The sequence below is a fragment of the Kitasatospora sp. MBT66 genome, from assembly GCF_000710405.2.
Classification (GTDB): domain Bacteria; phylum Actinomycetota; class Actinomycetes; order Streptomycetales; family Streptomycetaceae; genus Kitasatospora; species Kitasatospora purpeofusca.
This window is the reverse complement of sequence record NZ_JAIY01000004.1, coordinates 300568-312726: the sequence shown is the minus strand read 5'-3', so window position 1 is coordinate 312726 and position 12159 is coordinate 300568. Positions and strand designations below refer to the sequence as shown.

Sequence of the window (12159 nt, the reverse complement as noted above, 5' to 3'; positions counted from 1 at the left end):
GGTCTGGTGACGGGCGCACTGCTGGCGGCCGGGTTGCACCGGTGGCTGCCCCGGGCGAGGTCACCGGCGGAGCGGCGGGCCGAGCTGGACGAGGCACGACTGCTGCGGCAGTTGCCGCTCACCGCCGAACTTCTGGCGGCCTGCCTCGGTTCGGCCGCCTCGCCGGCGGCGGCCGTCGTGGCGGTGGGCGGGAGCGTCGGCGCCCCGATGGGGCCCCGGCTGCTGTCCACGGCGGCCGAACTCGCCCTGGGCGCGCCCCCGGAGCTCTGCTGGCACCGGCTCGGGGAGGAGCACCCGCCGCTGGCGCCGCTGGCCCGCTGCCTGGTCCGGACGAGCCTGAGCGGAGCCCCGGCGGCAACGGCGCTGGCCGGGCTGGCCGGCGGCCAACGGGCCGAGGCCGTCCGGGCGGCGCACGCCCGGGTGAGGCGGGCGGGAGTGCTTGCGACGGCCCCGCTCGGGCTGTGCTTCCTCCCGGCGTTCGTCCTGATCGGTGTCGTCCCGGTGGTGGTTGGGCTCACCACGCGTTTTTCGCAGTCGATGTGACGCACCGTCCACGTGCGTGGGGTGGTCTGCCGATCGGTCGGCGCGGCCGCCTGTGCGGCGGTCTCTTGTCGGATTCGAAGCTTCGAAGCAAGGAGGAAACTCATGAACCTGGCGATCGGTCCCGTGGCCGTGGCGGGCGCGGTGAAGGGGATGACGGGCGTGGGCGCGAGGCCGGGCGTGGGGCGCCCGCCCGGGAGGCCGGTGCTCCGGGACCGGCACTCGGCCCGCTTCCTGGTCCTGCTCCTGCTGCGGCGTGCGGTTCGGCGTCGGGGCCGGACCGGGCTCGGCGGTCCGGATGCGGGAATGACCACGTCGGAGTACGCGGTCGGCACGCTCGGGGCGTGTGCGGTGGCGGCCGCGCTCTACAAGGTGGCGACCAGTGCGGCGGTCATGGAGGCGCTGCAGGCCGCCCTGGACCGGGCGCTCCATGCGACCTGACCGGTCGTCGGGGCTGTCCCCGGAGCCGTCCCCGGAGCCGAGGCTGCCGAGGCCGCCTAGGCCAGCGAGGCCGCCGAAGGGGCGACGGCGCGGCGACGCCGGGTTCGTCACCGCCGAGACCGCCGTCGTGCTGCCGGTGCTGGTGCTGCTGGTCGCGCTGCTGGTCTGGGCCGTCCTCGCGGCAGCCGCCCAACTCCGCTGTGTCGACGCGGCGCGAGTGGGAGCCAGGGCGGCCGCGCGCGGGGAGGCCGATGCCGCCGGGGTGGCCCGGGCGGCCGCGCCTCCCGGGGCGGCGGTCCTGGTCGACCTGGCACCCGACACCGTCCGGGTCACCGTGGACGCGCCGTACGGGGCACCTGGGCGGTTCGCGGAGGTACTCGCGGTGCGGGTGAGTGCCACGGCGGTCGCGGCCAGGGAGGACACCCTGCGAGGGGCGGAGGGAGGTGGTGGTCCGTGGCCGGGGTGAGGTCTCGTCGGCGGCGGTCGGACACCGGCTCGGCGACGGTCTGGGTGCTGGCGGGCGTGCTGATCGGCTGTGTGGCGTTCACCGCCGCGCTCTCCCTGGGCGTGGTGGTCGGGGCCCGCCACCGCGCGGAGTCCGCCGCGGACCTGGCCGCGCTGGCGGCGGCCGACCGGCTGTTGGTGGACGCGGACGGAGGCTGCGCCCGGGCGAGAGCCGTGGCGGCGGCGCAGGCGGCCGCCGTGGTCTCCTGCGCGGCCGACCTCCCGACGGACGCCGTGGAGGTGGTGGCGGAGGTGCCGGTCACGGGGCTGCCGGTGCGACTTCCGGTCGGTCCCGCCCGGGCCCGGTCCCGCGCCGGACCGCTTCGGGCTGCGGTCCTGCCGACGGACGAGGATGCGCGGGTCGCCCTGGGCGAGGCCGGTCCGACCGGAGGCAGCCCGTGAGCCCCCGGCCGGTCGGGCCGCCGGTCAGTCCGCCGGTCGGTCGGCGGGTCGGTCCTCCGGGCGGCCGGTGGATCCGTCGGCCGTCTCGGCCGTCGCGGCCTCCTCGCCTGCCTCCGCCGTCCCAACGGCTTCCGGGTGCACCTCCGCCACCCCCGAGTCCCCCGCCCCCGCCCCTGCCCCCGCCTCCGTCCCGGACGTATCGGGAGCGTCGGCGAGCAGGACGTCCAGCAGCCGGACGGCGGCCGCCTTGTCGAGCGGGTCGTTGCCGTTGCCGCACTTGGGCGACTGGACGCAGGACGGGCAGCCGCGCTCGCACTCGCAGGCGGCGATCGCCTCCCGGGTGGCGGTCAGCCACTGCACGGCCCGTCGGAAGCCCCGTTCGGCGAAGCCGGCCCCGCCGGGGTGGCCGTCGTAGACGAACACGGTGGGCAGTCCGGTGTCGGGGTGCAGCGGCACCGAGACACCGCCGATGTCCCAGCGGTCGCAGGTGGCGAAGAGCGGGAGCAGGCCGATCGAGGCGTGCTCGGCGGCATGGGCGGCGCCGGGCAGTTGGTCGGGCGGGATGTCCGCGTCGATCAACTGGTCCTCGGTGACGGACCACCAGACGGCCCGGGTGCGCAGGGTGCGGGGCGGCAGTTCGAGCTTGCTCTCGCCCATGATCTCCCCGGTGGAGATCCGCTTGCGGAGGTAGCCGACCACCTGGTTGACGACCTCCACCGAACCGAAGCAGAGCCGGCCCTCGCCCCAGTCGACGGTGGTGTCGGTGGAGAGCACGGAGATGGAGGTGATGTCCCTGGCGGAGGTCGTGTAGGGCGGGTCGGCGGGCTCGACCAGGGCGACCGAGTTCTCCAGGTCGAAGTCCCGGACGAGATAGGTCCGGCCCCGGTGGAGGTGGACGGCCCCGGTGTGCACGGTGGTGTGGGCGGCGGAGGCGTCCACGGTGCCCAGCAGTCGGCCGGTCGGCCCCTCGACGATCTGCACCGGGCTGCCGCCGCTGCCCCGCAGGTCGACGGCGTCGGCGGCCCGCTCGCGGCGGGTCCAGTACCAGGCCTCGCCGCGCCGGCGGAGCAGCCCGCGGCGCTCCAGCACCGGCAGCAGCGGAGCGGCCGAGGGGCCGAACAGCTCCAGGTCGGTGTCGGTGAGCGGCAGCTCGGCGGCGGCGGCGCACAGGTGCGGTGCGAGGACGTGCGGGTTGTCCGGGTCGAGCACGGTGGCCTCGACCGGGGTGGCGAACAGCGCCTCCGGGTGGTGCACCAGGTAGGTGTCCAGCGGGTCGTCCCGGGCGATCAGGACGGCGAGCGCGCCCTGGGCCTCCCGCCCGGCCCGGCCGGCCTGCTGCCAGAGCGAGGCCCGGGTCCCCGGGTATCCGGCCATCAGGACGGCGTCCAGACCGGAGATGTCGACCCCGAGTTCGAGGGCGGAGGTGGAGGCGAGGCCGAGCAGCCGGCCGGACTGCAGGTCGCGCTCCAGGGTCCGGCGCTCGTCGGCGAGGTAGCCGCCGCGGTAGGCGGCGACCCGGTCGGCGAGCGGGCGGCCCAACTGGTCCTGGGCCTGGAGCGCGACGAGTTCGGCGGCCCGCCGGGAGCGGACGAAGACGACGGTGCGGGTCTCCCGCTCGACCAGGTCGGTCAGCAGGTAGGCGGCCTCGGCGGTGGCGGTCCGCCGGACCGGCGCACCCTGCTCGCCGACGTTCTCGGTGAGGGGCGGCTCCCACAGCCCGAAGACCATCGGGCCGCGCGGGGAGGCGTCGTCGGTGACCGCGGCGGCGGGCAGGCCGGTCAGCCGGCGGGCGGTGACGGCCGGGTCGGCGGTGGTGGCGGAGGCGAGCAGGAAGACGGGAGAGGAGCCGTAACGGGCACAGATCCGCCGCAACCGGCGCAGCACCTGGGCCACGTGCGAGCCGAACACGCCGCGGTAGCTGTGGCACTCGTCGACCACGACGTAGCGGAGCGTCTTGAGGAAGGAGGACCAGCGGGCGTGCGCGGGCAGGATGCCCCGGTGCAGCATGTCCGGATTGGTGAGGACGTAGGAGGCGTACTGGCGGACCCACTCGCGTTCCTCGGGCGGGGTGTCGCCGTCGTACAGGGCGGCCCGGACGCGGGGCGGGGCGAGTTCTGCGGCCCGGCGGCGCTGGTCGGCGGCGAGTGCCTTGGTGGGGGCGAGGTAGAGCGCGGTCGCGCCCCGGCCGTTGCGTGCCTCGGTGCCGTCCAGCAGGTCGGACAGCACCGGCGCCAGGTATCCGAGCGACTTGCCCGAGGCGGTTCCTGTGGCGATCACCACAGATTGACCGGATTTGGCCAGATTCATCGCCTCCGCCTGGTGGGCCCAGGGCTCCCGGACGCCCAGGTCCTGGGCGGCCGAGACGATCTCGGGCCGGATCCGGTCGGGCCACGGCGCATAACGGGCGGGCCGGGCGGGAAGGTGCTCCGTATGGGTGAGCCGGTCCGACCGCCCCCGGGCGGTGGACAGGGTCATGAGCAGTGCCTCGGGCAGGCTGTGACGCGGCGGCATGAGGACCCAGTGTGTCACCGGCGTGACGGAGAATCGTCCTAAGCCATCGTGCGGTCATGGTCGCAAGTGGTTGAATGTGGCGGTGACGGCCGTACGGCCGGGGGTCGCAGCGCCGAGGCTTGCCACGCATTCGCTGGGTGTGCCCGGGGTTCGCGACCATGCGGTGACGGCCGTCCGGCCGAGGATCGCAATGACGTAGCAAGGCAAGGTGCTGGAGGTTCCGTGGACCTGTCCCTGTCGACCCGTACAGTCGGCGACCGCACGGTCGTCGAGGTTGGCGGCGAGATCGATGTGTACACCGCCCCCAAGCTGCGCGAGCAGCTGGTCGAGCTCGTCAACGACGGCAGCTACCACCTCGTCGTCGACATGGAGGGCGTGGACTTCCTGGACTCCACCGGCCTCGGTGTGCTGGTGGGCGGGCTGAAGCGGGTGCGTGCCCACGAGGGCTCGCTGCGCCTGGTGTGCAACCAGGAGCGCATTCTGAAGATCTTCCGGATCACCGGTCTGACCAAGGTGTTCCCGATCCACACCTCGGTCGAGGACGCGGTCCAGGCGACCGACTGATCGGTCGACCCGATCGACCGGACCGGGCCGGTCCTCCGTGGCCGGCCCGTCCGTTCCTCATGCGTCCGGGCACCGGGGCCGTGTGGCCCCGGCCCGTCCGGCCGTCCCCGGGTCGGCTGTTGCCGGCCCGCAGCGACCGGGGCCGTATGTCCGGCCTCGGTCGGAACACCCCGAGGGGGAAGACATGGCAACCGTCGAACTTCGATTCAGCGCGCTCCCCGAGCACGTGCGGACGGCCCGGCTGGTGGCCGCGGCAGTGGCCAGACGGGCGGGGGTCGACGAGTCGGTGCTCGACGAGGTGCGCCTCGCCGTCGGCGAGGCGTGCTCGCGCGCGGTCGGCCTGCACCGTCGCGGCGGTGTGACCGGCGCGGTGCGCGTCGCGCTGGTCGACCAGGAGAAGCGTTTCCTCATCGAGGTCGAGGACGAAGCGGGCCTCGACACCGTCCCGGCCACGGCGGCGGACGGCGGCGACCCGGACGAGGACACCCTCGGCCTCGCCGTGCTCACCGGCCTGGTGGAGGACCTCGAGGTCACCAGCGGCGCCGGCGGCGGTCTGATCCGGATGAGCTGGCCGGTCTCGGCGGACGCGCTCGCCGTCTGAGCGCGACGGGCGGTTGCGTGACGGGCGGGGCAGGAGCGCCCGGGTCGGGCGGAAGAGGCGGAAGAGCGGGTCCGAACGGGAATCGGGGGTCGAGCGGCGGCCGTGTAGGTTCGCAGTTCGACGACCGAAACCGAAAGGGCTCTCCCGGTGAACAAGCGACTGCTGGCCGTACCCGCGCTCGGGGCGCTGCTCGCGTTCGGCGCCGTCGGCTGCGGCGACGACAACAGCAAGCAGCTGGAGTCCTGGGCGGCGAACGTGTGCGGCGCGGCCAAGGACCCGATCGCCCAGGCGCAGACCGCCCTGGCAGACACCGGCCAGGTGAAGACCGGCGAGGCCCCGGCCGACCTCCAGAAGCGCCTCTCTGCGGACATCGGCCGACTGGCGAAGACCAACCAGGACATCGCCGCCGCCATCGACGGCGCCGGTGCGCCCAAGGTCGACGACGGCACGAGCCTGCAGAAGGACACCGTCACCGAGCTCACCAAGGCGGCCGACGGCTACCTGGAGGTCCAGAAGAAGCTGGACGCGCTCCCCAACGCCGACCAGGCGAAGTTCGCCGACGGGCTGCGCAGCGTGGCCGACCAGGTGCAGCAGCTGGCCTCGCTCTCCACGCAGGCGCAGGGCAAGCTCCAGCGCGGTGACCTCGGCTCGGCGATGGCCAAGCAGGAGGGCTGCAAGCCGGGTTCGGCCGCGGCCGCTCCCACGTCCCCGGCGACCGGCGGACCGTCCGACGGGGCCACCGGTGCGCCCGCGGACGGGACGGCGGGCGGTGCGAGCCCGGCGGCGACCGATGCCCCCGGTACCCAGGCGCCGTCCGCTCCGGCCCCCTCCGCCTCGGCGAGCTGATCCCGCTTCGACCGGGGGCCGTCAGGCCCACCGGCCCTGTCACGACCGTCCGGTCCCGACGGGCCCCCGACGCGCACCCCCTCGGTCATCGGCCGAGGGGGCGGCGGTGTTGGGGACGGGACAGCCGGGTGGGCGGGGGACAATGGCGGGGTGATCAGTAGCCCCGTTCTCGACCCGACCCGCCTCGCCAAACTGCGCGAGGCGCTGCTCGCCGCCTCGTACACCGCCGACGGCTGCCTGGACCTGCTCGGGCCCACCGGGTACGCGGCGCTGGCCCGCAGCGAGGCGGTGCCCGCGCTGCGGGCGACCCGTGGCGGCAGCCCGCTGGAGACCCTGGTGCGGCTCTTCCTGCTGCAGCAGCCGGTGCCCTACCGGGCGGCCGCCGCCGCGCTGCCGGTGGAGGACTGCCTGGCCGACGGCTGGCTGCGCCCCGACGGCGACTCGGTGCGCGCCACCGTGGACGTCCGGCCCTATGCGAACGAGGTGCACGGGCTGCCGAGTTCGGACGCCTGGGTGGTCTCCGACCTGGGCTGCGCGGTCGGCGGCGCGGGCGGTATCGGCTCCGGGGAGACCGCGCACGGCGTGGCCCGCAAGGACCTCGTGCTCGGGGTGGGCGGCGCGTCCACCACGCTGGCCAACATCACGGTGCGCCGGCCGGTCCGCTCGGTGCTGGACCTCGGTTCCGGTTCGGGTGTGCAGGCGCTGCACGCCGCCCGGCACGCCCAGCGGGTGACCGCCACCGACCTCAATGAGCGGGCGCTGCGCTTCACCGAGCTGACCCTGGCGCTGTCCGGTTTCGACAACACGGAGACCGTCGCAGGCAGCCTCTTCGAGCCGGTGGGGGAGCGGCGGTTCGACCTGGTCGTCTCCAATCCGCCGTTCGTGATCTCGCCGGGTGGACGGTTCACCTACCGGGACGGCGGGATGGCCGGCGACGACCTGTGCCGCAGCCTGGTCCGCTCGGCCGCCGACCACCTGGAGCCGGGCGGGTACTGCCAGCTGCTGGCCAACTGGCAGCACGTCAAGGGCGAGGACTGGCAGGACCGGCTGGCCGGCTGGGTGGCCGGGACCGGGCTGGACGCCTGGATCGTCCAGCGCGAGGTGCAGGACGTGGCCCAGTACGCGGAGCTGTGGCTGCGCGACGGCGGCGACCACCGCGGTGCCGGCGGCGACTACCAGGCCCGGTACGGGGAGTGGTTGGACGCCTTCGAGGCCGGCCGGGTCGAGGGCATCGGATTTGGCTGGATCACCCTGCGCGCGGGCGGCGCCGAGCGTCCGACCGTCCGGGTGGAGGAGTGGCCGCACCCGGTGGAGCAGCCGCTCGGCCCGCACATCGAGGAGTGGTTCGACCGGCAGGACTTCCTGCGGACCCACGACGACGCGGGACTGCTGGCGGCGCGGTACGTGCTGGCCGACGAGGTGGTCCAGGAGCAGGTGGGTGCCCCGGGGGCGGAGGACCCGGAGCACGTCGTCCTGCGCCACAACCGCGGGATGCGGCGGGCCACCAAGGTGGACACGGTGGGCGCGGGCTTCGTCGGGGTCTGCGACGGGACGCTGTCGGCGGGCGAGATCGTCGACGCGATCGCGCAACTGCTGGGCGAGGACCGGGTGGTGCTGCGCGACCGGGTGCCGGAGTCGCTGCGGCTGCTCACCGAGCAGGGGTTCATCCAGCCCGCGTCCTGACCACGTCCCCGGCCACGCCGCCGACCACGTCCCGGGCCATGGCCCTGACGTTCTGAGCAGGTCCCGACCCGTCCTGACCGCAGGCACTCGGGCCGGGCACCCGGCGTACCCCGGCGCCCGGTGGTCGGTGCCTGCCGACGGCACCCGGTTCACCCCACTGTTTCCCCTGGTTCGCCCTGTGGTCGTCGAACATCTCCCCCTTGTTGGTCCGGGACTGTGAGGCTTTGTCCACAGGCTGTGGACAGGACTGGGGGCGGCCGGGGTGGAAACGACGACGGCGACGGCGGGTGGCGTGATACTCGCCCTCTTCGGCGGCGCACTCCTGCTCTGGTGCGCCGCCGAAGCGCGCTTGCGCCACCGGATCCGGCGCCGGGGGCTGCCGGCCGTCGCCACCGTGGTCCCCGAGACCGACGTCCACGGGACGCTGGACAGCGCGCCCCTGCTCTCCTTCGCCACCCGCCCCGTCCCCGCCGGCCGGACCGGGGGCGCGCCGGGCGTCGAGGCCGGTGAGCTGGTGCTGACCCGGCCTCGGGGTCACACCCCGCTGCGCCGCCCGGCCCATCTCGTACCGGGCGGTTCGGTACGTATCGCCTACGATCCGCGTCGCCCGGGCCACGCGGTGCTGGCGGCGGAGGAGGCCGGTCCCCGGCCCCTGGTCGCCGACCTGCTGTGGACGGCGCTCGGCCTCGGCTGCCTGGCGGCCGGAGCCGTCCTGCTCCTCGCCGCGGCCTAGCCGCGAATCCCCAGCCGGCCCCTGCTCAGCCCCTGCCCAGCCCCTGCTGGTCCCCCCCGACCGAGCGGCGCTGCCCACCGCCTACCATCCGCGACGCCCGGACGCACCCATATTCCGTTGACAGATTTTGAAATCCGTCATTCCATCCTTCGAAACCCGCCGAAGCCCCCTCCGCAGGGCGCGATCCGTCGTCGTCGGGTTACCGTTCGAGTGGCGTCGGTCGGCCTTGCCGGTGAAATCGCGGGAACCGTCCGTTTGACAAGGGTGGCCGGGGTACGGTCACACTCCGCTGGTGGGGTCGTCGTACAGCGGCAGCCCCGGGTCGGTGGAGGGGTCGGGCGGAGCGCAGCCCGTGCTGCCAGCGCCGACCAGCTCACATAACGACCGGGAGAGAAGAGCGAAGGTGTCCCCGAGCAGCGAGACCGCGCACGGACAGCGACTCGTCATTGTCGAGTCGCCGGCCAAGGCGAAGACGATCAAGGGCTACCTTGGCCCCGGCTACATCGTCGAGGCGAGCGTCGGGCACATTCGCGACCTCCCGAGCACGGCTGCCGAGGTCCCGGACAAGTACACCGGCGAGGTGCGCCGCCTCGGGGTGGACGTGGACCACGACTTCGCCCCGATCTATGTGGTCAACGCGGACAAGAAGTCCCAGGTCAGCAAGTTGAAGTCGCTCCTCGCGGAGTCCGACGAGCTCTTCCTCGCCACCGATGAGGACCGCGAGGGCGAGGCCATCGCGTGGCACCTCCAGCAGGTGCTCAAGCCCAAGGTGCCGGTGCACCGGATGGTGTTCCACGAGATCACCAAGGCCGCAATCCAGGAGGCCGTGGCCAACCCGCGCGAGCTGAACCAGCGCCTGGTCGACGCCCAGGAGACCCGCCGCATCCTCGACCGCCTGTACGGCTTCGAGGTCTCGCCGGTGCTGTGGAAGAAGGTCATGCCGAAGCTCTCGGCGGGCCGCGTGCAGTCCGTGGCGACCCGGCTGGTCGTCGAGCGCGAGCGGGAGCGGATGGCGTTCCGCTCGGCCTCGTACTGGGACCTGGTCGGCACCTTCGGCACCGGCCGCACCGCGGCCGACGCCGCCAACCCGGAGAACTTCGGCGCCCGGCTGTCCTCGGTCGACGGCAAGCGGATCGCCAGCGGCCGCGACTTCGGCCAGGACGGCCGGCTCAAGGCGGGCAGCGCCAGCACCCTGCACCTGGACGAGCAGGCCGCCCGCGCGCTGGCCGCCGCCCTGGAGCAGACCGCGTTCGCGGTGCGCGGCGTCGAGTCCAAGCCGTACCGCCGCTCGCCGTACGCGCCGTTCCGCACCACCACGCTCCAGCAGGAGGCCAGCCGCAAGCTGGGCTTCGGCGCCAAGCGGACCATGCAGGTGGCCCAGAAGCTGTACGAGAACGGCTTCATCACCTATATGCGTACCGACTCCACCACGCTGTCGGAGACGGCGATCAACGCCGCCCGGGCGCAGGTCACCCAGCTGTACGGCGCCGACTACCTGCCGGACGCGCCCCGCACCTACGCCTCCAAGGTGAAGAACGCCCAGGAGGCGCACGAGGCCGTCCGCCCGTCCGGCGACCGCTTCCGCACCCCGGCCGAGACCGGCCTGTCCGGCGACGACTTCCGGCTCTACGAGCTGATCTGGATGCGCACCGTCGCCTCCCAGATGAAGGACGCGGTCGGCCAGTCGGTCACCGTGAAGGTGGGCGGCCGGTCCGCCGACGGCCGGGACGTCGAGTTCTCCGCCTCCGGCAAGATCATCACCTTCCACGGCTTCCTCAAGGCCTACGTCGAGGGCGCCGACGACCCGAACGCCGAGCTGGACGACCGCGAGCGCCGGCTGCCGCAGGTCACCGAGGGCGACCCGCTGGCCGCCGAGCAGCTCACCCCCGAGGGCCACGCGACCAAGCCCCCGGCCCGCTACACCGAGGCCTCGCTGGTCAAGGAGCTGGAGGACCGGGAGATCGGCCGCCCCTCCACCTACGCCTCGATCATCGACACCATCATCGGCCGCAGGTACGTCTTCAAGAAGGGGACGGCGCTGGTGCCGTCGTTCCTCTCCTTCGCCGTGGTCAACCTGCTGGAGAAGCACTTCGGCCGGCTGGTCGACTACGACTTCACCGCGAGGATGGAGGACGACCTCGACCGGATCGCCGCCGGTGAGGCGAAGTCCGTGCCGTGGCTGAAGCGCTTCTACTTCGGCGAGGGCGCGGGTGAGGGCGCCGGCGAGGGCCTGATCGCGGGCGGCGCCGCCGAGGCCGGCAACGGCGACGGCGACCACCTCGGCGGTCTGAAGGAGCTCGTCACCGACCTCGGCGCGATCGACGCCCGGGAGATCAGCTCGTTCCGGATCAGCGACGACATCACCCTGCGGGTCGGCCGCTACGGCCCCTACGTGGAGCGCGCCTCCGAGGTCGAGGGCGAGCCCGGCCAGCGCGCCGACATCCCGGACGAGCTGCCGCCGGACGAGCTGACCGTCGAGCTCGCCGAGGAGCTGCTGGCCCGGCCCAGCGGCGACTTCGAGCTCGGCCCGGACCCGGTCTCCGGCAACATGCTGGTCGCCAAGGACGGCCGCTACGGCCCGTACGTCACCGAGATCCTGCCCGAGGGCACCCCCAAGACCGGCAAGAACGCGGTCAAGCCGCGGACCGCCTCGCTGTTCAAGACGATGTCGCCGGACACCGTCACCCTCGACGAGGCGCTGAAGCTGCTCTCGCTGCCGCGCGTGGTCGGCGTCGACCAGGAGGGCGTGGAGATCACCGCGCAGAACGGCCGCTACGGCCCGTACCTCAAGCGCGGCACCGACTCCCGCTCGCTCACCGGCGAGGAGCAGCTGTTCACGGTCACGCTGGAGGAGGCGCTGGCGATCTACGCCCAGCCCAAGCAGCGCGGCCGGGCCGCCGCCGCGCCGCCGCTCAAGGAGCTGGGCACCGACCCGGTCAGCGAGCGTCCGGTGGTGGTCAAGGACGGCCGGTTCGGCCCGTACGTGACCGACGGCGAGACCAACGCCACGCTCCGCAAGGACGACGAGGTCGAGACCATCACGCCCGAGCGCGGCTACGAGCTGCTCGCCGAGAAGCGGGCGCGCGGGCCGGTGAAGAAGACGGCGAAGAAGGCCCCGGCGAAGAAGGCGGCGGCCAAGAAGACCGCCACCAAGACCGCGGCCAAGAAGACCACCGCGGCGGCCAAGACCGCGGCGAAGAAGACCACCACCGTGAAGAAGGCCGCCACCAAGACGGCGGCGGCCAAGACGGCGGCCACGAAGACCGCGGCCGGCAAGACCGCCGCGAGCAAGTCCACCGCCACCGACGAGGGCTGATCCCCGGTCGGTGGCACC

At 73.8% G+C, this 12159-nt stretch carries 11 protein-coding genes; 10 read left to right on the top strand and 1 reads right to left on the bottom strand.

Annotated features, from left to right (window positions below; translation table 11 throughout):
- The 4 genes from BI06_RS08085 to BI06_RS08070 all read left to right on the top strand — a co-directional run.
- The coding region (locus BI06_RS08085) for a type II secretion system F family protein (RefSeq protein WP_043466730.1) at window positions 1-543 on the top strand (543 nt) is incomplete at its 5' end.
- A gap of 102 nt (window positions 544-645) precedes the next feature.
- Window positions 646-981 (top strand): DUF4244 domain-containing protein, encoded by a 336-nt coding sequence (locus BI06_RS55440; protein WP_369826068.1) that lies wholly within the window; start codon window positions 646-648, stop codon window positions 979-981.
- 127 nt (window positions 982-1108) lie between these two features.
- A complete protein-coding gene (locus BI06_RS08075; RefSeq protein WP_043466726.1) occupies window positions 1109-1447 on the top strand; it encodes a TadE family type IV pilus minor pilin in 339 nt (112 codons plus the stop codon).
- On the top strand, window positions 1444-1887 hold the full coding sequence (locus BI06_RS08070; RefSeq protein WP_082558420.1) for an Rv3654c family TadE-like protein: 444 nt from the start codon (window positions 1444-1446) through the stop codon (window positions 1885-1887). The genes BI06_RS08075 and BI06_RS08070 overlap by 4 nt, the downstream gene beginning before the upstream one ends.
- A gap of 24 nt (window positions 1888-1911) precedes the next feature.
- On the opposite strand, the gene BI06_RS08065 is transcribed toward BI06_RS08070, so the two are convergent.
- Window positions 1912-4362, bottom strand: coding sequence for a DEAD/DEAH box helicase (locus tag BI06_RS08065; RefSeq protein ID WP_369826091.1), 2451 nt, complete (start codon window positions 4360-4362; stop codon window positions 1912-1914).
- A gap of 258 nt (window positions 4363-4620) precedes the next feature.
- Here BI06_RS08065 and bldG point away from each other — a divergent pair, with 258 nt between their 5' ends.
- The 6 genes from bldG (at window position 4621) to topA (ending at window position 12141) form a co-directional block, all read left to right on the top strand.
- On the top strand, window positions 4621-4962 hold the full coding sequence (gene bldG / locus BI06_RS08060) for an anti-sigma factor antagonist BldG (protein WP_030392670.1): 342 nt from the start codon (window positions 4621-4623) through the stop codon (window positions 4960-4962).
- A 184-nt stretch (window positions 4963-5146) separates the two neighbouring features.
- Window positions 5147-5563, top strand: coding sequence for an ATP-binding protein (locus BI06_RS08055; protein WP_030392671.1), 417 nt, complete (start codon window positions 5147-5149; stop codon window positions 5561-5563).
- Window positions 5564-5710: 147 nt separating this feature from the next.
- Window positions 5711-6409: a hypothetical protein gene (locus tag BI06_RS08050; RefSeq protein ID WP_043466720.1), complete on the top strand. Its 699-nt coding sequence runs from the start codon at window positions 5711-5713 to the stop codon at window positions 6407-6409.
- Between the two features lie 150 nt (window positions 6410-6559).
- Window positions 6560-8092: a methyltransferase gene (locus BI06_RS08045; protein WP_030392673.1), complete on the top strand. Its 1533-nt coding sequence runs from the start codon at window positions 6560-6562 to the stop codon at window positions 8090-8092.
- Window positions 8093-8384: 292 nt separating this feature from the next.
- On the top strand, window positions 8385-8825 hold the full coding sequence (locus BI06_RS08040; RefSeq protein ID WP_030392674.1) for a DUF3592 domain-containing protein: 441 nt from the start codon (window positions 8385-8387) through the stop codon (window positions 8823-8825).
- A gap of 403 nt (window positions 8826-9228) precedes the next feature.
- A complete protein-coding gene (gene topA, locus BI06_RS08035; RefSeq protein WP_030392675.1) occupies window positions 9229-12141 on the top strand; it encodes a type I DNA topoisomerase in 2913 nt (970 codons plus the stop codon).
- Window positions 12142-12159: the final 18 nt, after the last annotated feature.